Raw genomic sequence first — 23,495 nt, forward strand, 5'->3', positions numbered from 1 at the left:
GAGCGTCCGGCCGCGCTCAGGCGGCCGGCGGACGGCGGCTGCCGGGTGTTCAGAGGTCCAGCACGAGCCGCGCCGGGTCTTCCAGCGCTTCCTTGACCCGCACGAGGAAGGTCACGGCCTCTTTCCCGTCGACGATGCGGTGGTCGTAGGAGAGCGCCAGGTACATCATCGGCCGGGCCTCGATCTTCCCCGCGCGCACGACGGGTCGTTCCTCGATCCGGTGCATGCCCAGGATGCCTGATTGCGGGGCGTTGAGGATCGGCGTCGACATCAGCGAGCCGTAGATGCCGCCGTTCGTGATCGTGAAGGTGCCGCCCTGCATCTCCTCGATGGAGAGCTTGCCTTCGCGGGCCTTCTTCCCGAACCCGGTGATCGTCTTCTCGATGCCGGCGATCGACAGGTTGTCCGCGTCGCGCACCACCGGCACGACGAGGCCCTTATCGGTCCCGACCGCGATGCCGATGTGGTAGTAGTTCTTGTAGACGAGGTCTCCCCCGTCGATCTCGGCGTTGACCGCCGGCACGTCCTTGAGCGCGCCGATCACCGCCTTGGTGAAGAAGCCCATGAAGCCGAGCTTCGTGCCGTGCTTCTTCTCGAAGATGTCCTTGTACTGGCTGCGCAGGGACATGACGGCCGACATGTCGACGTCGTTGAACGTCGTCAGCATCGCCGCCGTGTCCTGGGCGTCCTTGAGGCGGCGCGCGATGGTCTGGCGCAGCTTCGTCATCTTCACGCGCTCTTCGCGCGCCGCGTCGTCGGGCTTGGAGGGGGCACGCGGCGGGGACTGACGCGCCTCCTTCGCCGGAGCCGGTGCGGGGGCACCCCTGGCGGCGGCATCGAGCATGTCGCCCTTGGTGACGCGGCCATCCTTGCCGCTGCCGTTGAGACCGGCCGGATCGATGCCGGTCTCCCGGGCGATCTTGGCGACGGCCGGGCCGTTGTCGCCCGACGGGCGCGAGGCGGGCGGGGCGGCGTCGCCGTGGTTGCCGTAGGCGGCAGAGGATTCCTTGGGCGGCTCGGCCTCGCTGCGGGTCTGAGCCTGGGTGTCGGCGGCCTTGGGCGCGGGCTTCGCCTCGGATTTGGCCTCCGGCTTCCTGTCCGGCGCCTTGTTTCCCCCCGCCCCGGCCTCGACGATCGAACCGAGCAGCGCACCGGGCTCCACCGTCTCGCCGTCCTTGACGAGGATCTCGCCGAGCTCGCCGGCAGCCGGTGCGTTGACCTCCAGCGTGACCTTGTCGGTCTCGAGCTCGACCAGCGGCTCGTCGGCCGCGACCACGTCGCCCGGCTTCTTGAACCAGCGGCCGATGGTGGCTTCGCTGACGGATTCGCCGAGTGTGGGGACGAGGATGTCGGTTGCCATGATCGTGTCCGCCGAGAGGTTCAAGGGCACCGGCTCGCGGCGCCCTCAGGTGGGGTGAGGGTCCGGGATCAGACCGCGAGGGCCTCGTTGAGGAAGGCCTGGAGCTGGGCCTGGTGCTTCGAGAGCAGCCCGACCGCGGTCGAGGCCGAGGCCGGCCGCCCGACGTAGCGGGCGCGCTTCACCGCCGAGCCGGCCTGGCCGAGCACCCATTCGAGATAGGGGTCGACGAAGGCCCAGGGGCCCATGTTCTTGGGCTCCTCCTGGCACCAGACCACCTCGGCGTTGCGGAACCGGGCCATCTCGGTGGCGAGCGCCTTGAGCGGGAAGGGATAGAGCTGCTCGACGCGCAGGAGGTAGACGTCGTTGACGCCGCGCTTCTCGCGCTCTTCGAAGAGGTCGTAATAGACCTTGCCCGAGCAGAGCACGACGCGGCGGATCTTGTCGTCCTTGACGAGCTTGACGCCGTCCGCCTCGTGCTGCGCGTCGTCCCACAGCACCCGGTGGAAGCTCGAGCCTTCCGTCATCATGTCGAGGCTCGACACCGCCCGCTTGTGGCGCAGCAGCGACTTCGGGGTCATCAGCACGAGCGGCTTGCGGAACTCGCGGTTGAGCTGCCGGCGCAGGATGTGGAAGTAGTTCGAGGGCGTCGTGCAGTTGGCGACCTGCATGTTGTCCTCGGCGCACATCTGCAGGAAGCGCTCCAGGCGGGCGGAGGAATGCTCCGGCCCCTGGCCCTCGTAGCCGTGGGGCAGCAGGAGCGTCAGCCCCGACATGCGCAGCCACTTGCGCTCGCCGGAGGAGATGAACTGGTCGATGACGACCTGGGCGCCGTTGGCGAAGTCGCCGAACTGGGCCTCCCAGAGCACCAGCGCGTTCGGCTCGGCGAGCGAGTAGCCGTACTCGAAGCCGAGCACGGCCTCCTCCGAGAGCATCGAGTTGATGACCTCGAGGTTGGCCTGTCCCTCGCGGATGGAGTTCAGCGAGGTGTAGCGCTGCTCGTTCTCCTGATCGATCACCACGGCGTGGCGCTGCGAGAAGGTGCCGCGCTCCACATCCTGGCCCGAGAGGCGCACGCGGTGGCCCTCGATCAGGAGCGAGCCGAAGGCCAGGGCCTCCGCGGTCGCCCAGTCGATGCCCTGGCCCGTCTCCACCGCCTTGGCGCGGTTGTCGAAGAAGCGCTGGATGGTCCGGTGCAGGTGGAAGCCCGGCGGCGGCGTCGTGATCTTCTGCGCGATCTCGCGGAGGATCTCCGCGGGCACGCCGGTGCGGCCGCGGCGGGGATCGTCGACATCCTCCCGCACCGCCTTGAACCCGGCCCAGCGCCCGTCGAGCCAGTCGGCCTTGTTGGCCTTGTAGTTGCTGGCCACCTCGAGCTCGCTGTCGAGCATGGCCCGGAACACCGCCTTGCGCTCGGCAAGCTGCTCCTCGCTCAGCACGCCCTCGGCCACCAGCCGCTTGCCGTAGGTCTCCAGCGCGCTCGGATGCTTGCGGATGCGCTGGTACATCTTCGGCTGGGTGAAGGCCGGCTCGTCGCCCTCGTTGTGTCCGAAGCGGCGGTAGCAGAGCATGTCGATGACGACGGGCTTGCCGAATTTCTGCCGGTACTCGGTGGCGATCTTGGCGGCGAAGGTCACGGCCTCCGGATCGTCGCCGTTGCAGTGGAGGATCGGCGCCTCGACCATCTTGGCGACGTCCGACGGATAGGGCGAGGAGCGCGAGAAGCGCGGATCGGTGGTGAAGCCGATCTGGTTGTTGATGATGAAGTGGATCGAGCCGCCGGTGCGGTGGCCCTTCAGCCCCGACAGGCCGAAGCACTCGGCGACGACGCCCTGGCCGGCGAAGGCCGCATCGCCGTGGATGAGGAGCGGCAGGACGCTGCTGCGCTCGACATTGGGCTTGGCGCGCTGGTCCTGCTTGGCGCGGACCTTTCCGAGGACGACGGGATCGACGATCTCGAGGTGGGAGGGATTCGCGGTCAGCGACAGGTGGACGTTGTTGTCGTCGAAGGTGCGGTCGGACGAGGCACCGAGATGGTACTTCACGTCGCCCGAGCCCTCGACCTCGGCGGGGTTGGCCGAACCGCCCTTGAACTCGTTGAAGATGGCCCTGAAGGGCTTGGCCATCACGTTGGAGAGCACGTTCAGCCGGCCGCGATGGGCCATGCCGATCACGATCTCCTTCACGCCGAGCGCGCCGCCGCGCTTGATGATCTGCTCCAGCGCCGGGATCATCGATTCCGAGCCGTCGAGGCCGAAGCGCTTGGTGCCGGTGTATTTGAGGTCGAGGAACTTCTCGAAGCCTTCCGCCTCGACGAGCTTGTTCAGGATCGCGCGCCGGCCCTCCGGCGTGAAGGTGATCTCCTTGCCCTTGCCCTCGATGCGCTCCTGGATCCAGGCCTTCTCCTCGGGGTTCGAGATGTGCATGAACTCGACGCCGAGCGTCTGGCAGTAGGTCCGCTCCAAGATCTCGACGATCTCGCGGATGGTCGAGAATTCAAGGCCGAGCACGTTGTCGAGGAAGATCGGGCGGTCCCAATCTCGCTCCTCGAAGCCGTAATGCTGGGGATGCAGCTCCTCGTGGTCGCCGCGCGGGGCGAGGCCCAGCGGATCGAGCTTGGCGTGCAGGTGGCCGCGCATCCGGTAGGCGCGGATCAGCATGATGGCGCGAACGGAATCCTTCGTGGCCTGCTCGACGGACACCCCCGTCGCCGCGGGCGCGGCGGCACCATTGGGTGCCTTGGCGGCGGCCTCCGACTTGGCACGGATCTTCTCGCCGACGGCCTTTTCCAGGGCGCCCCAGTTACCGTCCAGCGCCGAGACGATCTCGCCGTTCAGCGGAACAGGCCAGTTCGGCTTCTGCCAGGAAGCGCCGGCCGCGTTCTTCTCAGGAAGCCCGCTCTCCTCCTCCAGGGAGCGGAAGAAGCTCTGCCATTCCGGGTCGACCGAGATCGGGTCGCGGGCATAGGCCGCCTGCAGCTCCTCGATATAGGCGGCGTTGCCGCCGTAGAGGAACGAGGTTTCGAGAAGCGCCGCGTTCGCGTCCTGCCGTGCCATGTCCGCTCATCCTGCCGCTTGGGGCACCGGCCTCAGAGGCCGTGCCGTGTCCTGACCGGCGGTTCGGCCCCGGTCCGGATGTTCCCTCTCGGATGCGGACCCGCCGCACCCCTTCCACCCATATGGGGTCCGCGGACCCCCGCTCGCCGCAAGGCTGGCCTGCGCTTCAGCCCCGCAGTACCTCGACGAGGGTCGAGCCGAGGCGGGCCGGCGAGGGCGAAACCCGGATGCCCGCCGCCTCCATCGCCGCGATCTTGTCCTCGGCTCCGCCCTTCCCGCCGGAGATGATGGCGCCGGCATGGCCCATGCGGCGGCCGGGCGGCGCGGTGCGGCCCGCGATGAAGCCGACCATCGGCTTCTTGCGGCCGCGCTTGGCCTCGTCGGCGATGAACTGCGCGGCCTCCTCTTCTGCCGATCCGCCGATCTCGCCGATCATCACGATCGACTCGGTCTTGGGGTCGGCGAGGAACAGTTCGAGCATGGCGATGAACTCGGTGCCCTTCACCGGGTCGCCGCCGATGCCGACGGCGGTCGTCTGGCCCAAGCCCGCATTCGAGGTCTGGAACACGGCCTCGTAGGTCAGCGTGCCGGAGCGCGAGACGATGCCCACCGAGCCGCGCTTGAAGATGTTGGCCGGCATGATGCCGATCTTGCACTCGCCGGCCGTGACGATGCCGGGGCAGTTCGGCCCGACGAGGCGCGACTTCGAGCCTTCGAGCGCGCGCTTGACCCGCACCATGTCGAGCACCGGAATGCCCTCCGTGATGCAGACGATGAGCGGGATCTCGGCTTGGATCGCCTCGCAGATCGCGTCCGCCGCGCCCGGCGGCGGCACGTAGACGACAGAGGCATCGGCCCCCGTGGCCTCGCGGGCCTCGGCCACCGTGTCGAAGACGGGCAGGCCGAGATGGATCGCCCCGCCCTTGCCCGGTGAGGTGCCGCCGACCATGCGCGTGCCGTAGGCGATCGCCTGCTCGGAATGGAAGGTCCCGTTCTTGCCGGTGAAGCCCTGGCAGATGACCTTGGTGTTCGCGTCGATCAGGATGGACATCGGTGGTCTCTCAGCCCTTCTTCACGGCGGCGACGATCTTCTGCGCGGCATCATCCAGGTCGTCCGCCGGGATCACGTTGAGCCCGGAATTGCGGATGATCTCCTTGCCCTGCTCGACATTGGTGCCCTCTAGGCGCACCACGAGCGGCACCTGAAGGCCGACCGCCTTCACAGCCGCGATGACGCCGCGAGCGATGACGTCGCACTTCATGATCCCGCCGAAGATGTTGACGAGGATGCCCTTCACCTGCGGGTCGGCGGTGATGATCTTGAAGGCCGCCGTGACCTTCTCCTCGGAGGCGCCGCCGCCGACGTCGAGGAAGTTCGCCGGCTCCTCGCCGTAGAGCTTGATGATGTCGAGGGTGGCCATGGCCAGCCCCGCGCCGTTGACCATGCAGCCGATCGTGCCGTCGAGCGCGATATAGGCGAGGTCGAACTTCGAGGCCTCGATCTCCTTCTCGTCCTCCTCGGTCTCGTCGCGCAGGGCCACGATGTCGGGGTGCCGGTAGAGGGCGTTCGAATCGAAGGAGATCTTGGCGTCCAGGCACTTGAGATGGCCGTCGCCCGTGAGCACGAGCGGGTTGATCTCCAGCATGCTCATGTCCTTGGCCGTGAAGGCCTGGTAGAGCTTCGCCGTCAGCGCCTCCGCCTCCTTCGCCTGCGGGCCGGTGAGCCCCAGGGCCTTCGCGACGGCGCGGCCGTGATGGGGCATGACGCCGGTCGCCGGGTCGACCGAGAAGGTGATGATCTTCTCCGGCGTGTCGTGGGCGACCTGCTCGATATCCATGCCGCCCTCGGTGGAGACGACGAAGGCGATCTGCCCGGTCTCGCGGTCGACGAGCATCGAGAGGTAGAACTCCTCGGCGATCTGCGCGCCTTCCTCGATGTAGAGGCGGTTGACCTGCTTGCCGGCCGCGCCCGTCTGGATCGTCACCAGCGTCTGGCCGAGCATCTCGCCGGCGAACTGCTTGACCTCGTCGATCGACTTCGTGACGCGCACGCCGCCCTTGGCACCCTCGGGCGCTCCCTTGAAGGTGCCCTTGCCGCGCCCGCCCGCGTGGATCTGCGACTTCACCACCCAGACCGGGCCGCCGAGTTCCTTCGCGGCGGCCTCGGCCTCCTCGGGCTTGAAGATCGGCACGCCACGCGAGACGGGCAGGCCGAATTCCTTGAGCACCGCCTTGGCCTGATATTCGTGGATGTTCATGGAGGACCCTCGCCGTCATCCCGGGGCCGCGCAGCGGAACCCGGGATCCAGAAACACAGGTTGCGATCCAGTCTGCCGCCGCAGCGGTCCTGGATTCCGGGTTCGCTCTGCGAGCGCTCCGGAATGATGCTTCAGCTCACGCCAGCGCCGGATTGATGCCCTTGCACGCCTCGATCAGCCCCTTCACGGCGCCGACCGACTTCTCGAACATCGCCTTCTCGTCGTCGTTGAAGGTGACTTCGAGGACGCGCTCCACGCCCGCCGCTCCGATGACGATCGGCACGCCGACATACATTCCGTCGACGCCGTACTCGCCGCTGAGATAGGCCGCGCAGGGCAGGACCCGCTTCTTGTCGCGCAGGTAGCTCTCCGCCATGGCGATGGCCGAGGCCGCCGGCGCGTAGAAGGCCGAGCCCGTCTTGAGGAGGTTGACGATCTCGCCGCCGCCTTTCCGGGTCCGCTCGACCATCGCGTCGAGCTTATCCTGGGTGGTCCAGCCGAGCTTGACCAGATCAGGAAGGGGAACGCCGGCGACCGTCGAGTAGCGCACGAGCGGCACCATGTCGTCGCCGTGCCCGCCGAGCACGAAGGCGGTGACGTCCTCCACCGAGACCCCGAATTCGTCCGCCAGGAAGTGGCGGAAGCGGGCGGAATCGAGGACGCCGGCCATGCCGACCACCTTGTGCGGCGGCAGGCCGGAGAACTTTTGCAGCGCCCAGACCATCGCGTCGAGCGGATTGGTGATGCAGATCACGAAGGCGTCTGGCGCGTGCGTCTTGATGCCGGTGCCGACTGCCTCCATGACCTTGAGGTTGATGCCGATGAGATCGTCGCGGCTCATGCCGGGCTTGCGCGGCACGCCGGCCGTGACGATGACGACATCAGCGCCGGCGATGGCCGCGTAGTCGCTGGCGCCGGTGTACCGGGCATCGAAGCCGTCCACGGGGGCCGATTCCGCGATGTCGAGGCCCTTGCCCTGGGGCACGCCGTCCGCGATATCGAACAGCACCACGTCGCCGAGCTCCTTGAGGCCGGCGAGATGCGCGAGGGTCCCGCCGATCTGCCCGGCGCCGATGAGCGCGATCTTGCTGCGTGCCATGGATGCCAAGCTCCGTTGTCGAATGGGACGTTCGTGGTAGGCCCGTCGGCAGCCGACTCCCGGCCGTAGCCGGACGGGCGAGAGCGCCTGGTGAGCGTGTCGCGACGGTCTCTGGCGGAATTAGCTCAATGCTTCAACCCGATAGCCGGGATTGCAAGCAGGGTTCGAGCCACGGGCATGGTCGAGACCATACCAGGGCTAGACCGCAAAAGCCGAGCTTGCCGAAGACTTTAGCTGCAGCGCAGCATAGCGGCGAGGCGTCGGATTTTCGGGGTTACAGATCCGGCGATCTGTCACTCGGTTCAGAGCGCGCCGGTCCTGAGAACCTTCTGGATGCCGTGAATCACGCCGCTCAGCCGCGCCTTCACGATGTCGGACGGCAACTCGGCGTCGTGCTGGATCGCCGCCGGGTGGGTGAAGCGGTAGCTCGCATCGAAGATGTAGGCGATGGCGCGCTCGCGGTCCCGGATCAGGAAGGTACCGGCTCCGATGCCCTCCTCGACCACGCGCTCGACCAGGCTTCGCAGCCGGACCCGGTGCCGGCGAGCGATGGGACGCGCGGCGATCGCCGCGTCGCGGTGGACGGCGAACAGGTTCGGCTCCCCCGCGAGCGTTTCGCGCTGCGCCGTGGCGAGCGCGGTGAGCAGGCGCTCGATCTTGTCGTCGGCCGGATCCGGTGCGTCGGCGATGCGGGCCAGTTCCGCTTCCACGGTCCGGAGCCAGCGGCCGGCGACCGCGTCGAGCAGCGTGTCCTTCGACGGGAAGTAGCGGTAGACGTTGGCGTGGGTCATGCCGGCTTCCGCAGCCACCGCCACCACCGTCACCCCCCTCGGTCCGAGCCGGGCGAGGTGGTCGGCGGCGATGGCGAGGATGCGCATGTCGGCCGAGGCGGGCGCCGCACGCGTGCGCAGGCTGGTGCGGAGGGGCTGACCTGGACGGAGAGGCTTGGGGGCCGGCGGCATGTCGCGGGGATCATGATGGAGGTCGTCCCCCCCGGTGGGCCGCGGGGCAACATCGTTCTCGGCCAGGGCGCGGACGGACGCTTGCAGATCGTCGCGCCCTCGCATCACGGCATCTCCCCAGGCACGCACCGCCGGTCCTGCTCCGGCGCCCCTGCCCCCCGCTTAATCCCTCAGAAGGTGTTCTTCCAGGCGCGCAGGGCCGTGAAGACCGCGACCGGGTCCGCATCGACCCGGTCGACGGCTCGCGCGAGGGCCGGCTCTCCGGCGCGAAGGAACGGGTTCGTCGCGCGCTCCGTCCCGATCGTCGTCGGGATCAGGAAGCGCCCTTCGGCGCGGGCGCGCTCGGCCTCGGCCGCGCGGGCGGCCAGCGCCTCGTTCTGCGGGTCTGCGGCCAGCGCGAACTTGGCGTTGGCGAGCACGTAGTCGTGGCCGCTGTAGACGGCCGTCGCGGCGGGCAGGGCGAGGAACCGCGACAGCGAGGTCCAGAGCGCCTCGGGCGGCCCCTCCAGCGCGCGGCCGCAGCCGAGGGTGAAGAGGGTATCTCCGGCAAACACGATGCCCGCCTCGCGAAACCAGTAGGTGACGTGGTCGCTGCAATGCCCTGGCGTCTCCCAGACCTCGGCCGAGAGCGAGCCGACCCGGACGGTGTCCCCCTCCGAGACCGTGACATCGACCTCGGGCACGGCGGCTCCCGCCTTGAGCGGCGCCGTGACCCGCGCGCCGGTGCGCCGCTTCACCTCCGGAATGCCCTCGACGTGGTCGGGGTGGCGATGCGTGACCAGGATGTCGGTGAGGCGCCAGCCGGTCTCGTCCAGAACCTTCAGGACTGGCGCCGCCTCCGGCACGTCGATGGCCGCACAGGCTTCCTGGACAGGGTCGTAGAGGACGACGCCGATGTTGTCGCTGCGGCAGAGGAAGGTGCGGATCTCGGGGCGGGATGCGGTCATGGGCGCCTCTCGGTGGGCAGATGCGGTCGAAGAACCGGGGGCAAACGCGGCGGTTCCGGCCGTCGCGGGTTGCCCTGCCGCCCCGCGATCCCCATTGATGCGCTCCAAGAGCCCGATCGCGAAAGCCCAAGGCCGCGCCGGAATCCTTCATGCGTCTCGACGTCACCGACCTGCGCGCCTTCTACGCGAGCCCCCTCGGCGGCGTCACGCACCGCATCGTGGGTCGGGCGATCCACGGGTTCCTCGGCTCCGTATCGGGCCTGCGCGTGCTGGGGCTGGGCTACGCCACCCCCTATCTCGGCCCCGTCCACGTCATCGCCGAGCGGACGCTCGCCTTCATGCCGGCGACGCAGGGCGTGGTGAACTGGCCCGGGAGCGGACGCTCCTGCGCGGCGCTCGCCGACCCGACCATGATGCCCTTGCCCGAGGCGGCGGTGGACCGGGTGATCCTGGTCCACGCGCTCGAATCGGTCGAGAGCCCGACGGAGCTCCTCCAGGACGTCTGGCGCGTCCTGACGCCGGGGGGCCGGATGATCCTCGTCGTTCCCAACCGCCGCGGCGTCTGGGCCCGACGCGACGCCACGCCCTTCGGGCACGGCCAGCCCTACAGCCGCTCGCAGCTCGGGCGCCTGATGCGCCAGACCCTGTTCTCGCCGGAGGGCTGGGCCGAGACGCTCTACATGCCGCCCGTGGCGAGCCGACTCTGGCTCAGGACCTCCGGGGCCTGGGAGCGCGTCGGCACCGGCCTGTCGCTGCCCTTCGCGGGCTTGCACGTCGTCGACGCGACGAAGCAGCTCTATCGCCCCATCGCCGTGAAGGCGGTGCGCCGCGCCACCCGGCTCGCCCCGGCCCGGGTGCTCGTGCCTGCCCCTTCCCCGGGCTGAGGCCATGACGAGCTTCATCGGCGCCGAGGCCGCGCTGGCGAGCTTCCTGCTTGCCCTCTCCACCCTGTTCTCCATCGTGAACCCGGTGGGCGGCGCCATCATCTTCGCGCAGGTGACAGGCGAGAACTCCCATGCCGAGCGCGTCGAGCTCGCCCGCCGCATCGGCTTCTACGCGGCGCTGGTGATGCTGGCGGCCCTCTGGGCCGGCGCGCCGATCCTCAACTTCTTCGGCGTGTCGCTGGCGGCACTCCGCATCGCCGGCGGCCTCGTCGTCGGCGCCTCGGCCTGGGCCCTGCTGACCGCGCCCGAGGCCCGCGAGGCGCGCAAGCAGGCTGAGGCCGTGCGGGAGCCCGCGCGCAACCTCGCCGAGATCGCCTTCTTCCCGCTGACGCTGCCCTTCACGACGGGCCCCGGCACCATCGCAGTGGCGATCGCGCTTGGCTCGAACCGCCCGCCGGCCGGGCCCGATCTCGTCGGCTTCTTTCTGGGGGTCTCCCTCGCGGCGCTCGCCATCGCCCTGATGGTGCGCATCGCCTACGGCTCGGCCGACCGGGTCGTCTCCCTGATCGGCCCGATCCGCGCCCGGGTGCTCGGCCGGCTTTCCGCCTTCCTGCTCCTCTGCGTCGGAACCCAGATCACCCTGAACGGGATCGTCGACGTGCTCGGGCCCCTGCTCGCCGCGCGACCTTAGTCGTCACCTTGGCAGGGTCGTCCTGAGCCTATACCGCAAACCACTCCGAGATCGAGGAAAGCGATGCGGCTCGTAGTTGTCGGCGCCGACGGGCGCATGGGGCGGATGCTGATTCGCGCGGTGGCCGAGGCGGAGGGCTGCACCCTGTCCAGCGCGATCGAGCGCGAGGGCTCCGCCGCCCTGGGTCAGGACGCCGGCACGCTGGCAGGGATCGGCGCGCTCGGCGTGCCCGTCACCGACGATCCGCTCCCCGCCTTCGCGGCGACGGACGGCGTGCTGGACTTCACGACGCCCGCGGCGACGACCTTCTTCGCCGAGCTCGCCGCGCAGGCCCGCATCGTCCACGTGATCGGCACGACGGGCCTCGCCGAGCCCGACCTCGCGAAGCTCGCAGCGGCCGCGCGCCATGCCCGGCTCGTGCGCTCCGGCAACATGTCGCTCGGCGTCAACCTGCTCGCGGGTCTCGTGCGCAAGGTCGCGGCCGCGCTCGGTCCGGATTACGACATCGAGATCGTCGAGATGCACCACCGCATGAAGGTGGATGCGCCCTCGGGCACGGCCCTTCTCCTCGGCGAGGCGGCGGCGGAGGGCCGCGGCGTCGCCCTGTCCGAGACGCGCGTCTCGACCCGCGACGGCCATACCGGCGCGCGCCGGCCCGGCGATATCGGCTTCGCCACCCTGCGCGGCGGGTCGGTCGTGGGCGACCACAGCGTTATCCTCGCGGGTCCGGGCGAGCGCATCACCCTGAGCCATCACGCCGAGGATCGGACCATCTTCGCCCGCGGCGCCGTGCGGGCGGCGCGCTGGGCCTTCGACCGTCCGCCGGGACTCTACGGCATGGCCGATGTGCTCGGCCTCTGATAGGAGCCCGCCTCATCCCCCCGTTCCAACAGGATGAACCCACGATGGAGCGCCTGCTCGTCCTCGCTCGCCACGGTCAGAGCGAGTGGAACCTCAAGAAGCTGTTCACCGGCTGGCGCGATCCGGAGCTGACGGATCTGGGCGTCGAGGAGGCGCGCCAGGCCGGGCGCTGGCTCAAGCAGCAGGGGTTCGCGTTTGACGTGGCCTTCACCTCGAACCTGCGCCGGGCCCAGCGCACCTGCGCCCTGATGCTGGAGGAGATGGGCCAAGGCGGCATCGACGTGCTGCGGTCCGAGGCGCTGAACGAGCGCGATTACGGCGACCTGTCGGGCCTCAACAAGGACGACGCCCGCGAGCGCTGGGGCGACGAGCAGGTCCGCCAGTGGCGCCGCTCCTACGACGTGCCGCCGCCGGGCGGCGAGAGCCTGAAGGACACCGCCGCCCGGGTCCTGCCCTACTACATCCAGACCATCCTGCCCCGGGTCATGGCGGGCGAGCGCGTCCTCGTCGCCGCCCACGGCAACTCGCTCCGCGCCCTGGTCATGGTGCTCGACGGCATGACGACGAAGACCATCGCCAGCCTCGAGATCGCGACCGGCATCCCGCTGGTCTACCACCTCAAGGCCGACACGACGGTGGAGAGCAAGTCGGTGCTGGAGCGGGACATCGACGAGGCGTCCTGATGCGGGACCGGGACGGGATCGCGCTCGCGCCCGGCCTGATCCACTATCCGGGCTATCTTGATGATGCGGCGCAGGGCCGTCTCGCCGCCGAGCTGGCCCAGGTAATCCAAGCGGCACCGCCCTTCCTGCCCCGGATGCCGCGCACCGGCGTGCCCTTCTCGGTGCGCATGACGAATTGCGGGCCGCTCGGCTGGGTCTCGGACGTCGCCGGCTACCGCTACCAGCCCCTGCATCCCAATCTCGGCATGCCCTGGCCGGACATCCCGGAGAGCGCGAGAGCGGCCTGGGACGCGATCGCCGGCTACGGCGCGCCGCCGGAGGCCTGCCTCGTCAATCTCTACGATCCGCGGGCGCGCATGGGCCTGCATCAGGACCGCGACGAGGCCGATCTCGACGCGCCGGTGCTCTCCCTCTCGCTCGGAGCGACCGCGCTCTTCCGCTACGGCGGCCTGCGCCGGGGCGACCCGACCCGCTCGATCCGGCTCCGCTCCGGCGATGCCCTCGTCATGGGCGGCGCCTCGCGCCTGATCCATCACGGCGTCGACCGCATCCTTGCGGCGGAGGCCGACCTGCTCGCGACGGGGCAGCCGCCGCCCGACTTCCTCCCCTCGGGCGGTCGATGCAACCTCACCCTGCGCCGCGTGAGGCGGCCGGTCGCCATGCGGAGCGCTTGACAGCAGCTTGGCGCGGGCCGACGGATCGATCCGACGGGCTGCCGAGCGGCTCCAGCGGAATCCATGCGGAGATCCGATCCGATGCGTATGCGTTCTCTCGCGCGATCTTGCGCGGCGCTGGCCCTCTTCCTTGCCGTGGCAGGCGGGGTGCGGGCGGGCGAGCCCGTCTATCCGGCAAGCTCACGCTTCGGCTTCGAGCCGCCCGCCGACATGGTGCCCTCGAAGCGCTTTGCCGGCTTCGAGCGGGTGGAGGGCGGGGCCACGGTCTCGGTGGTCGAGCTCCCGCCGGCGGCCTTCAGCGATCTCGAGAAGAATTTCACGGACGAGAACCTGCGGGCCCAGGGCTTCATCGTCTCGAGCCGCGAGGCGGTGAAGGTCGCCGGCGATGTCGAGGCGGTGCTGTTCACCGGCGAGCAGCCTGTCGCGGAACAGGCCGGCGCGCCGACGGTCAAGAAGTGGCTTCTCCTCGTCGGCGAGCCGACCGTCACGGGCATCATCATCGCGCAGGCGCTGCCGGGAGCCCAGACCGAGGAGACCATGCGCGCCATGGTGATGGGCGTGCGGGTCCGCCCCGCCCTGTCGCTGGAGCAGCAGGTCGCCGCCCTGCCCTTCCGTCTCGGCGACCCCGCGGGCTTCCGGCCGGTCCGGGTGCTCGCGGGCAATTCCATTCTGCTGACGCAGGGACCCAAGGACCAGATCGTCAACCTCGAACAGCCGATCCTGGTGCTCGCCCAGGCGGTCCAGCCGCCGCCGGCCGCCGAGCAGCGCGACGCCTTCGCCCGCGCCGCGCTCTACTCGAACCAGACCATGAAGGACTTCGTGATCGAGCGGGCGCAGAGCTACCGCCAGAACGGCACCGACTGGCACGAGATCGTGGCCCGGGCCGTCGACCTGCCCACGAATACGCCGGTGGTGGTCTCGCAGACGATCCGCTTCGCGCCGGACGGCTACCTGCGTGCGGTCGGCGTCGTCAGGGCCGACCAGCGCGAGGCGACGCTCTCGCGCTTCCGCGAGGTCGTCGACAGCGTGCAGGTGAAGTGAGCCGGCCTGCGGATCACACTTAGGCTCGGATGAGCGGCGCGGAGGGCTTCGGGACGACACCGCTCATCGCGAGCGGATGGAGGCCTCCAGCCGCTCGAAGCGCTCGCGATGGCGGACAGCCTCGCCGCGACGCCAGATTCCGATCGACCTCACGTAGCCGCCGTTCTCGAAGCGGACGATCTGCACGACCTCGACCTCAGCGCCAGTGGCGGCCTCGACGGCCGTTCCCTCGATCCGGCTCGTCCCGTCGCGATCCTCCGCCCTCGTCGATGCGACGGAACGCAGGGTGGGGGTCTTCGTGAACATCTCGCGGGCGAGCGCCGCATTCGCCGCCGGGCCGCCCTGTGCACCGGACCCGTGGGCGACGAGGTAGACGACGGGTTGGGTCGCGGCCTGCGGCTGGTCGGACGGCCCCTCCGTGAGGAGCAGGGACAGGCCTCCCATCGCCAGGACCGGCCGGAAGCCGGCTCGGTCCCCGACGCGAAACGGCAACGCCGCGATCCGCTCGTCCAGCGAGGGCGGCGGCCGGAAGGCGATGGTCCTCAGCGCGGCCTCGATCGCCGGCGTCGCCGCCTCCGCGGCTGCCTCCGGAACCATGGCCGACACGAGCGCCGCCGTGTCCCTGGTCCTCGCGAGAACCAGCCAGCGCCGATAGGTGACGCCGCGCGACTCCTGGGCGCCCCTCAGGATGCGGCCTTCGCCGTCCGGGACCGACCAGGGCGCGGCGGGCTGCGCGGCCCGGATGCTGCCCTTGGCCATGCCCTCGGGCGTGAAGGTCGGCAGCATCTCGTCGTAGGTGGCACTCGGCAGGTCGCCGACCACGATGGCGCCTCCCGTGGCCTTGTCCTCGAAGCCGACGAAGGCTGCGGCCGGCGCGAAGCCGGAGGGCGCGACGAGTCCTGTTCGCGCGCCCGGCGGGAACGTCGGAGCCTGCGCGCGGGCGGCCGTCACCGAGGCGGCGAGGCATGCTGCAAGGATGACGAGGAAGCGAAAGTGCATGCGGACTAAAGACGTCGGAGAGCCGGGAGACGGGGCGAGAACCGGACCGGTCTTCGGCAAGCGATCCGTTACGCCGCGTCGGGCGGGTTGACCGCCGCCTTCGGGCCGCCCTTCGCTACGCCGACGAGGGCGGGGCGGAGCACCCGCTCGCCGATGACGTAGCCCGACTGCACGACCTGCACGACGGTGCCGCTCGGAACCTCGGCATCCGGCACCTCGAACATCGCCTGGTGGCGGTTGGGGTCGAAGCGTTGCCCCTTGGGCTCGATCAGCTTGACGCCGTGGCGCTCCAGCGTCTTGGCGAGGTCGCGCTCGGTCAGCTCGATGCCGTCGATCAGGCCCTTGAAGGCGCCCTCGGCGCCGGCACGGGCCTCCTCGGGCACCGCCTCGAGGGCCCGGCGGATGTTGTCGGCGGCGTTGAGCATGTCGCGGGCGAAGTTCGTGACCGCGTAGGTGCGCGCATCGGAAACCTCGCGCTCGGTACGCCGGCGCAGGTTCTCCATCTCGGCGAGCGTGCGCAGAACGCGGTCCTTGAGTTCGTCGCGCTCGGCGGTCAGCGCCGCCAGCGCATCGGGCTCGGCCGGCGCGGCCTCGACGATCTCAGGCTCGGACGTCTCCAGAGCCTCCGCCGCCTCGCGCCTCTCCTCGTTCTCCATGTCGTTCGCCATCATCGCTTGTCGTTGATTTTTCAGGGATTGGGGCCGCCGCTGATATCAGACGGAGGCCCTGCGAAATCAAGCTTCCCGGGGCGGCGGCGAGTCGACCAGCGCCTCCAGGCCCTCGGCCCGCAGGGCGGCGACGTCGCCGGCGAAGACCTCCATCACGGCGTTGCGGATGGCGACGTGCCGGTCGGGCTGGGTGACCCGGGTCCCGGTCAGGTCGGTCACGTAGAACACGTCGACGGCGCGCTCGCCGAAGGTCGCCACATGCGCCGAGGTGATGTTGAGGCCGAGCCGGCTGAGCGCCGTCGTCAGTTCGTAGAGGAGTCCCGGCCGGTCGAGGCCGGTGATCTCGATGACGGTCTCGCGGCTCGACAGGGCGTTGTCGATCGACATGTCGGGCGGCACCAGGAAGGTGGTGGTGCGCTCGCTCGGCGGATGCCGGTCGGCCACGAGCTCGGCGATGCGGATCTCGCCCTTGAGCGCCCGCTCGATGGCGCCCGTGATGCGCTTGGCCCGGCGCAGCTCGTCCTGGTCGCGCTCGAAGGCGCGGGAGATGATGATGGAATCGAGCGCGAAGCCGTCGGTCGTCGTGAAGATCTGGGCGTCGACGATGTTGCCCCCCGACGCCGCGCAGGCTCCCGTGACGATGGCGAGCAGGCGGGGATGGTCGGGCGAGTAGACCGTGAGCTCGGTGACGCCGCGGAACGGGTCCGTCTCGTAGGCGGTGGCGACGGTGCGCCCCCCCTCGGTCAGGTCCCGTACGAAGGCGGCATGCTTGCGCTGATGCGCGTTGTCGACCTTCAGCCAATAGGCCTGGTTGTGGCGCGCCGCGTAGGCATCGAAGGCGCCCGCGTCCCAATCCGGAAGCCCCTCGCGAAGCGCCATCTGGATGAGGCGGACCCGGTCGGTGCGCGCGATCTCGGAATGCCCCCCCGACAGCACGACCTCGGTCTCGTCGTAGAGGGTGCGCAGCAGCGTGCCCTTCCAGGCGGTCCAGACGCCGGGGCCCACCGCCTTGATGTCGGCGACGGTGAGGATGGTGAGGAGCCGCAGGCGCTCCAGGCTCTGCACGATGCCGGCGAACTTCTCGATGGTCTTGGGGTCGGAGAGGTCGCGGCTCTGGGCCGTCATCGACATGAGGAGGTGGTGCTCGACGAGCCAGGCCACCGTCTCGGTCTCGGCGAGGTTGAGGCCGAAGCGCGGCCCCATCTTCTCGGCGATGGCGGCCCCCGCGATCGAGTGATCTTCCGGGCGGCCCTTGGCGATGTCGTGGAGGAGAACGGCGACGTAGAGGGCGCGGCGGTTGCTGATCGCGTCGATGAGGCGGGAGGCGAGCGGGTGCTCCTCCTCGACCAGTCCCGAATCGATGGACGCGAGCACGCCGATCGAGCGCAGCAGGTGCTCGTCCACCGTGAAGTGGTGGTACATGTTGAACTGCATCATCGCGACGATGCGGCCGAAATCCGGGATGAAGCGGCCGAGCACGCCGGCCTCGTTCATCAGGCGCAGAATGGTCTCGGGCGAGTTCCGCGACGTCAGGATGTCGAGGAACAGGCGGTTTGCCTCGCCGTCCGAGCGCAGGGAATGGCCGATCAGGCGCAGCGAGCGGTTGGCGAGCCGCGTCGCGTCGGGGTGGATCGGCAGGTTGTGGCGGTCGGCGAGCCAGAACAGGCGGATCAGGTTGACCGGGTCGCGCACGAACGTGTCGGGGCCGCGCAGATTGATGCGGCCGTGGTCGTCCGTGAAATCCTCCGCCTCGATGGCGGTGGCGCGGAAACGATCGCGGAACCGGCCGATCCAGCGGTCGAGCACGGGCGTGCGCTTGGCGTGGCGCTGCTCCAGGGCTGCGCAGACAATGGCGGTGAGGTCGCCCACCTCCTTGGCGATGAGGAAGTAGGCCTTCATGAAGCGCTCGACGCCCGATAGCCCGCCGCGTGGGCCGTAGCCGAAGCGCTCGGCGATCCTGGGCTGCAGACCGAAGGAGAGGCGCTCCTCGGCGCGGCCGGTCACGAAATGCATGTGGCAGCGCACGCGCCAGAGAAACTCCTCGCAGCGCTCGAAGGCGCGGTACTCCTCGGCCGTGAACAGGCCGGCCTTCACGAGCTCGATCTGGTCGCGGACGCGGTAGGCGTACTTCGCGATCCAGAACAGGGTGTTGAGGTCGCGCATCCCCCCTTTGCCGTCCTTGACGTTCGGCTCGACGAGGTAGCGCGAGGCACCGGCCTTCGCGACGCGGGCGTCGCGCTCGCGCAGCTTCGCCTCCACGAATTCCGGCGCCGTGAACATGACGAGCTCGCCGTCGAAGCGCGTGACCAGCTCCTCGAACAGGGCGCGGGCCCCGAACAGGAACCGGGCTTCGAGGAGCGAGGTGCGGATCGTCATGTCGGCGCGGCCCTCGCGCAGGCATTCCTCGACGGAGCGGGTGGCGTGGCCGACCTTCACCTTGAGGTCCCACAGCACGTAGAGCATCGCCTCGACGACGCTCTCGCTCCAGGGCGTCTGCTTGTAGGGCAGCAGGAAAAGCAGATCGATGTCGGAGCCGGGGGACATCTTGCCCCGGCCGTAGCCGCCGGTGGCCACGACGGCGAGCTGCTCGCCGGTCGACGGGTTGTCGTTGGGGTAGAGGCGCCAGACCACCGCGTCGTGGATCGCGCGGATGACCGCATCGGTGAGCCGGCTGATCCGCTGCGCGCAGGCGGTGCCGTCCCGATCCTTCAGGAGCTGCTGCTCGGCATCGGCGTGGCCGAGCGCGATGACCCTGCGCAGTTCCGGGACGAGCACGGCCCGCAGCTGCGTCGCCTCGCGCGCATCGCGGTCGAGGTTCTCGAGGACCTTGTCCAGGGCGGCGACGGCATCGAACATGGGATGATCCCGTTATCAGGTTGGTGGACCGACGCCAGCGGGAAGGCCTTCTACGCCGGGACTTTGCGGCGATTGCTTCGTTCTCTGTGCCGGAAATTCGTTTGACAGAAAGAACGTGATTGCCTAGCTGATCCGCCGCGGTTTTCCCCTGCCGCGCTACGGAGCCCTTCGCGATGCGTCTCGACCGCCGGACCCTGCTCAGCGCCCTGTGCGGCGCGCTCGCGACCATCGCGATGCCGGCGGCGACGCACGCGGCCGATCCGGCCGAGATCCGCCTCGACTGGGCGACCTACAATCCGGTGAGCCTCGTCCTCAAGGACAGGGGCTTTCTCGAGGAGGCGCTCAAGGATCGCGGCATCAAGGTCCGCTGGACCCAGTCGCTCGGCTCGAACAAGGCGCTGGAATTCCTGAACGGCGGCGCCATCGATATCGGCTCGACGGCCGGCGCGGCTGCCCTGCTCGCGCGCATCAACGGCAACCCGATCAAGGCGGTCTACGCCTATTCCCGGCCGGAATGGACGGCGCTGGTCACCCGCAAGGACACCGGCATCGCCAAGCCGGCCGACCTCAGGGGCAAGCGCATCGCGGTGACCCGCGGCACCGATCCGCACATCTTCCTGATCCGCGCCTTGCAGAGCGCCGGGCTCACCGAGAAGGACGCCAAGCTCGTCCTGCTCCAGCACGCGGATGGACGCACCGCCCTGGAGCGGGGCGACGTCGACGCCTGGGCCGGGCTCGACCCGATGATGGCGGCGTCCGAGATCGAGGGCGGGTCCGTGCTGTTCCACCGCGACGCCTCCGCCAACACCTGGGGCGTCCTCGACGTGCGCGAGGATTTCATCAAGGCTCATCCCGAGCTCGTGCGCGTCGTCATCGCCGCCTACGAGCGGGCCCGCGACTACGCCGTGAAGAACCCGCAGGCCCTGAGCCAGGCGCTGGTGGCCGCCACCAAGCTGCCGGAGCCCGTGATCGCCCGGCAGATCGAGCGCACCGACCTGTCGCAGCCGGTGATCGGCAAGGCGCAGGCCGACAGCATCCGCGCGGCGGGCCTCGCGCTGCAGCAGGCCGGGGTCGTCCCGGCGGGAACCGACGTCGCGGCGGCGGTCGACGCCCTGATCGACACGCAATTCGCACCCGCCACGCGCTGAGGCCGAACGGGCAGCACCCGCCAGGCGCCCTGCCGCTTTCCTTGGGCACACGCCTCTGTCATTGCGTGGCCGAATGAGGGCCGGCGCTCAAGATCAAGGACGCGCGGGCCACTTCCAAGGACACGTGACCGGACCGCGCATGACAGCCCCGACGCTGGCCCCTCAGGTCGAGATCAGCGCCCCGCCGTCAGGGGGCCCAGCGCTCACTCAGCCGAGGGCGCGCCTCGCCGCCGGCGGGCGCGTCGCCCTCTCGCTGCTGCTGCCGCTCGCGCTCGCCATCGGCTGGGAGCTCGCGGTGCGGACCGGCTTCGCGCAAGGGCGGCTGATGCCGCCGCCGAGCCAGATCGGCGCCACCCTCTACGCGCTGGCGGCTTCGGGCGATCTCTGGCTTCACGTTCAGGCGACGCTGGTGCGCGTCGCGCTAGGCTTCGCCTTCGGCGCCACCGCCGGCATCGCGGTCGGTGCGCTGACCGGCACCCTCCCGCTCGCCCGCCACCTCCTCGATCCGACCCTGCAGGCGCTGCGCGCCGTGCCCTCGCTCGCCTGGGTGCCGCTCTTCATCCTCTGGCTCGGCATCCTGGAGACGCCCAAGGTCACCCTGATCGCGGTGGGCGTGTTCTTCCCGGTCTATATCGGGGTCGCTGGCGCCATCGCCTCGGTCGACCGCAAGCTCGTCGAGGTCGGCCGCATCTTCCGGCTGTCGAAGACGGCGCTCGCCCGCCGGATCCTCCTGCCCGCAATCCTGCCCGCCACCCTGGTGGCCCTGCGCACGGGGCTCGGCCTCGGCTTCCTGTTCGTGGTCGCCGCCGAGCTGATGGGGGCTTCGGAGGGCCTCGGCTACCTCCTCGTCGACGGCCAGCAATTCAGCAAGGCCGACCAGATCCTCGCCGCGATCATCGCCTTCGCCTGTCTCGGCAAGCTCGCCGATGCCCTGCTCGTGGCGCTCACTCGACCGCTCACGCGGTGGCAGGATACGGCGCGGGAGACGCTCTAAGGCGATGCTGACGATCGAGGGCCTCTCCAAGACCTACGCGGACGGCACCCGGGCGCTCGACGGGATCGACCTGTCGGTGCCGCAGGCCGAGATCGTGGCGCTGATCGGCGGCTCGGGCTGCGGCAAGACCACCTTGCTGCGCCTCGTCGCCGGGCTCGACCGGGCGAGCGCGGGCCGGATCCAGCTCGACGGCGAGGGGATCGCCAGCCCTCATCCCGGCGTCGGACTCGTGTTCCAGGAGCCGCGGCTGCTGCCCTGGCTCAGCGTCGCCGACAATGTCGGCTTCGGGCTTGCCGAGCTTCCCAAGGCGGAGCGGGCCGCCCGGGTGTCGCACGCCCTGGAGCGGGTCGGCCTCTCGGAACATGCCGGGCGCTGGCCCCGCGAGCTCTCGGGCGGGCAGCAGCAGCGCGTCTCGATCGCCCGCGCCTTCGTGGCGAACCCGCGCGTCCTCCTCCTGGACGAGCCCTTCTCGGCGCTCGACGCCTTCACCCGCAAGGATCTCCACGGACACCTGCTCGCCCTGTGGGAAGAGGTGAGGCCGACCATCCTGATCGTTACGCACGACGTCGGCGAGGCGGTCGCGCTGGCCGATCGCGCCGTGGTGATGCGCCCCAAGCCAGGCCGCCTGGACGACACCATCCCGCTCCCCCTGCCGCGCCCCCGCAACCCGACCTCGGCCCAGACCGAAGCGGCGACGCGAAAGATCCTGGCGGCCCTGGACAAGTCCCTGCGCCCGAAGCAGTCGGTTTCGGATATCGCGGAGCCGCAGAACGCGAACTGGTGGTGACAGGATCGCGACGATGCGGCAGCCTCGTTCGAGCAATCGGCTTCAGCGCTCGTCGCCAGCTCTCGCCTCCCACGCGTCGATGATATCGTGGCCGCCGCAATCGACGACCGCATAAAGATCGTCCGTCTCACGGCGAAGAATGATCCGGTCGTAGCGGACAGAGTCGATCAAGAAATGCCCGGGCGCGCAGCGGAGCGCGCGGAACCGGAGCGCCTTATCGCTCGGGTCGATCTGAAACAGCCGAAGACGCGCGGCGACCCACTCCCTTCTGCTCTTGGACAACCCCTTGAACGCCAACAGAAACGATGGATCCAGCCGGATTGCCGGCATTAGGCAGCGACACCTCGCAGGTAAGCTGTGAGGTCGTCGGGATTGTCGAAAATGTCGCCGGTGCCGGCATCGGGTCTGTATCGGGCTCGCAGCGCACGGAGAGCTAGAATCAACTCGGAGCGCACGAGCGCGGCCCGAGCCCAATCTCCGAAGATGCGATCACGCTGAGCGGCAAAGGCCGCGGCGTCTGCCGGTGCACTCGCTCGAAGCTGCTTGAGGAACCCTTTTGTCAGCTTCTCGTATCGCCGGTAGGTCTTGCTCGTCTCGTCAGTTCCAGCGTCAAGGAGCGCGATCAGGCGGTCGAGTTGTGCCAAGTGATCCGCTTCGATCGGACCTGCAGCGTAGGCGCGGACCAAGGCGTCGACCTGATCCTGCGCCCGTTTCGTCCAATGATCCACCCACCGGCTGGAGGTCTCGGTCCGACCCGGACGGGTCCGCGCGGAGCGAACGAGCGACGCGGAGCCCAGCCCCTGGACGAGCGCGGGCACTGGTTCGTTCAGGCGATGCATGACCTCCAGAATGACGGGCTCGATCATGTGCTCCTCCGCTCCGACCTTAGCACAAAGGGTACGTCGCTCGACATAGGGAGGCAGAGTCCTCGTCGCGCTGATCTCGCACGGCACAAGACGGTTGTGGTCGGCGGAATCAACCGTTAACGCGGCCGGTCAAGATCACGAAGGGAAACGCTCATGGACGCCACGACCCTGCGCTCGCTCCAGGCGCCGCTGAAGGACCAGTACCGGAACGCGCCGGATTCCGCGGTGATCACGCTGCGGGCCAAGGGTACCCTCGACGACAATGCCATCGCCTGCAAGGTCGAGACCGGCCGGGCGCTGGCGGTGGCGGGCCTGCATCCGGCCACCGGCGGATCGGGCGCCGAGCTCTGCTCGGGCGACATGCTGCTCGAGGCCCTCGTCGCCTGCGCCGGCGTCACCCTCAAGGCCGTGGCGACGGCCCTGGAGATCGAGCTGCGCGCCGGCACGGTGAGCGCCGAGGGCGACCTCGATTTCCGCGGCACGCTCGGCGTCGACAAGGGCGCGCCGGTCGGCTTCCGGGCGATCCGCCTGAACTTCGCTCTCGACACCGACGCGCCGCAGGAGAAGCTCGACCAGCTCCTCAAGCTGACCGAGCGCTACTGCGTGGTGTTCCAGACCCTCAACCAGAAGCCCGAGCTGGCCGTCAACGCGGCGCGGGCCTGAG

At 69.7% G+C, this 23,495-nt stretch carries 22 protein-coding genes; 10 read left to right on the forward strand and 12 right to left on the reverse strand.

Annotated features, from left to right (window positions below):
- Positions 1 to 49: 49 nt before the first annotated feature.
- The 7 genes from odhB to gloB form a co-directional block, all read right to left on the reverse strand.
- Positions 50 to 1,360, reverse strand: a complete 1,311-nt coding sequence (gene odhB / locus MFF55_RS14870; RefSeq protein WP_238244884.1) for a 2-oxoglutarate dehydrogenase complex dihydrolipoyllysine-residue succinyltransferase — start codon at positions 1,358 to 1,360, stop codon at positions 50 to 52.
- Between the two features lie 68 nt (positions 1,361 to 1,428).
- A complete protein-coding gene (locus MFF55_RS14875; protein ID WP_238244885.1) occupies positions 1,429 to 4,413 on the reverse strand; it encodes a 2-oxoglutarate dehydrogenase E1 component in 2,985 nt (994 codons plus the stop codon).
- Between the two features lie 166 nt (positions 4,414 to 4,579).
- Complete coding sequence (sucD, locus tag MFF55_RS14880) at positions 4,580 to 5,464, reverse strand: succinate--CoA ligase subunit alpha (protein ID WP_238244886.1); 885 nt, start codon at positions 5,462 to 5,464, stop codon at positions 4,580 to 4,582.
- Between the two features lie 10 nt (positions 5,465 to 5,474).
- The gene (sucC, locus tag MFF55_RS14885; RefSeq protein WP_238244887.1) at positions 5,475 to 6,671 is read right to left on the reverse strand and encodes an ADP-forming succinate--CoA ligase subunit beta; all 1,197 of its coding nucleotides are present in this window, start codon (positions 6,669 to 6,671) and stop codon (positions 5,475 to 5,477) included.
- A 136-nt stretch (positions 6,672 to 6,807) separates the two neighbouring features.
- Positions 6,808 to 7,770, reverse strand: coding sequence for a malate dehydrogenase (gene mdh / locus MFF55_RS14890; RefSeq protein ID WP_238244888.1), 963 nt, complete (start codon positions 7,768 to 7,770; stop codon positions 6,808 to 6,810).
- Between the two features lie 302 nt (positions 7,771 to 8,072).
- Positions 8,073 to 8,732: a TetR/AcrR family transcriptional regulator gene (locus tag MFF55_RS14895; RefSeq protein WP_373874809.1), complete on the reverse strand. Its 660-nt coding sequence runs from the start codon at positions 8,730 to 8,732 to the stop codon at positions 8,073 to 8,075.
- Positions 8,733 to 8,902: 170 nt separating this feature from the next.
- Positions 8,903 to 9,679, reverse strand: coding sequence for a hydroxyacylglutathione hydrolase (gene gloB, locus MFF55_RS14900; RefSeq protein ID WP_238244889.1), 777 nt, complete (start codon positions 9,677 to 9,679; stop codon positions 8,903 to 8,905).
- A gap of 149 nt (positions 9,680 to 9,828) precedes the next feature.
- Here gloB and MFF55_RS14905 point away from each other — a divergent pair, with 149 nt between their 5' ends.
- The 6 genes from MFF55_RS14905 (at position 9,829) to MFF55_RS14930 (ending at position 14,513) form a co-directional block, all read left to right on the forward strand.
- Positions 9,829 to 10,563, forward strand: a complete 735-nt coding sequence (locus MFF55_RS14905) for a class I SAM-dependent methyltransferase (protein WP_238244890.1) — start codon at positions 9,829 to 9,831, stop codon at positions 10,561 to 10,563.
- Between the two features lie 4 nt (positions 10,564 to 10,567).
- Complete coding sequence (locus MFF55_RS14910; protein ID WP_238244891.1) at positions 10,568 to 11,254, forward strand: MarC family protein; 687 nt, start codon at positions 10,568 to 10,570, stop codon at positions 11,252 to 11,254.
- Between the two features lie 63 nt (positions 11,255 to 11,317).
- Complete coding sequence (gene dapB / locus MFF55_RS14915) at positions 11,318 to 12,115, forward strand: 4-hydroxy-tetrahydrodipicolinate reductase (RefSeq protein WP_238244892.1); 798 nt, start codon at positions 11,318 to 11,320, stop codon at positions 12,113 to 12,115.
- Positions 12,116 to 12,159: 44 nt separating this feature from the next.
- Positions 12,160 to 12,798: a 2,3-bisphosphoglycerate-dependent phosphoglycerate mutase gene (locus MFF55_RS14920; RefSeq protein WP_238244893.1), complete on the forward strand. Its 639-nt coding sequence runs from the start codon at positions 12,160 to 12,162 to the stop codon at positions 12,796 to 12,798.
- A complete protein-coding gene (locus MFF55_RS14925) occupies positions 12,798 to 13,472 on the forward strand; it encodes an alpha-ketoglutarate-dependent dioxygenase AlkB (RefSeq protein WP_238244894.1) in 675 nt (224 codons plus the stop codon). The genes MFF55_RS14920 and MFF55_RS14925 overlap by 1 nt, the downstream gene beginning before the upstream one ends.
- An 81-nt stretch (positions 13,473 to 13,553) precedes the next feature.
- Positions 13,554 to 14,513 carry a hypothetical protein gene (locus tag MFF55_RS14930; RefSeq protein WP_238244895.1) on the forward strand — a complete coding sequence of 320 codons (960 nt, stop codon included), beginning with the start codon at positions 13,554 to 13,556 and terminating at the stop codon, positions 14,511 to 14,513.
- A gap of 63 nt (positions 14,514 to 14,576) precedes the next feature.
- Here the strand turns inward: MFF55_RS14930 and MFF55_RS14935 are convergent, their stop codons facing one another.
- The 3 genes from MFF55_RS14935 to MFF55_RS14945 form a co-directional block, all read right to left on the reverse strand.
- Positions 14,577 to 15,512, reverse strand: a complete 936-nt coding sequence (locus tag MFF55_RS14935; protein ID WP_238244896.1) for a hypothetical protein — start codon at positions 15,510 to 15,512, stop codon at positions 14,577 to 14,579.
- Positions 15,513 to 15,580: 68 nt separating this feature from the next.
- Positions 15,581 to 16,183: a nucleotide exchange factor GrpE gene (gene grpE / locus MFF55_RS14940; RefSeq protein WP_238244897.1), complete on the reverse strand. Its 603-nt coding sequence runs from the start codon at positions 16,181 to 16,183 to the stop codon at positions 15,581 to 15,583.
- 63 nt (positions 16,184 to 16,246) lie between these two features.
- On the reverse strand, positions 16,247 to 19,036 hold the full coding sequence (locus tag MFF55_RS14945) for a [protein-PII] uridylyltransferase (RefSeq protein ID WP_238244898.1): 2,790 nt from the start codon (positions 19,034 to 19,036) through the stop codon (positions 16,247 to 16,249).
- Positions 19,037 to 19,209: 173 nt separating this feature from the next.
- Here MFF55_RS14945 and MFF55_RS14950 point away from each other — a divergent pair, with 173 nt between their 5' ends.
- The 3 genes from MFF55_RS14950 (at position 19,210) to MFF55_RS14960 (ending at position 21,965) form a co-directional block, all read left to right on the forward strand.
- Complete coding sequence (locus MFF55_RS14950; protein WP_238244899.1) at positions 19,210 to 20,184, forward strand: aliphatic sulfonate ABC transporter substrate-binding protein; 975 nt, start codon at positions 19,210 to 19,212, stop codon at positions 20,182 to 20,184.
- A 139-nt stretch (positions 20,185 to 20,323) separates the two neighbouring features.
- Positions 20,324 to 21,178: an ABC transporter permease gene (locus MFF55_RS14955; protein ID WP_238244900.1), complete on the forward strand. Its 855-nt coding sequence runs from the start codon at positions 20,324 to 20,326 to the stop codon at positions 21,176 to 21,178.
- Between the two features lie 4 nt (positions 21,179 to 21,182).
- Positions 21,183 to 21,965, forward strand: a complete 783-nt coding sequence (locus MFF55_RS14960; RefSeq protein WP_238244901.1) for an ABC transporter ATP-binding protein — start codon at positions 21,183 to 21,185, stop codon at positions 21,963 to 21,965.
- A gap of 42 nt (positions 21,966 to 22,007) precedes the next feature.
- Here the strand turns inward: MFF55_RS14960 and MFF55_RS14965 are convergent, their stop codons facing one another.
- Both MFF55_RS14965 and MFF55_RS14970 read right to left on the reverse strand, forming a co-directional pair.
- On the reverse strand, positions 22,008 to 22,295 hold the full coding sequence (locus MFF55_RS14965; protein WP_238244902.1) for a hypothetical protein: 288 nt from the start codon (positions 22,293 to 22,295) through the stop codon (positions 22,008 to 22,010).
- A complete protein-coding gene (locus MFF55_RS14970; protein ID WP_238244903.1) occupies positions 22,295 to 22,831 on the reverse strand; it encodes a hypothetical protein in 537 nt (178 codons plus the stop codon). Before MFF55_RS14970 ends, MFF55_RS14965 begins: the two co-directional genes overlap by 1 nt.
- Positions 22,832 to 22,984: 153 nt before the next feature.
- Here MFF55_RS14970 and MFF55_RS14975 point away from each other — a divergent pair, with 153 nt between their 5' ends.
- Positions 22,985 to 23,494 (forward strand): OsmC family protein, encoded by a 510-nt coding sequence (locus tag MFF55_RS14975; protein WP_238244904.1) that lies wholly within the window; start codon positions 22,985 to 22,987, stop codon positions 23,492 to 23,494.
- Position 23,495: the final 1 nt, after the last annotated feature.

This window comes from Methylobacterium iners, from assembly GCF_022179305.1.
GTDB lineage: Bacteria > Pseudomonadota > Alphaproteobacteria > Rhizobiales > Beijerinckiaceae > Methylobacterium > Methylobacterium iners.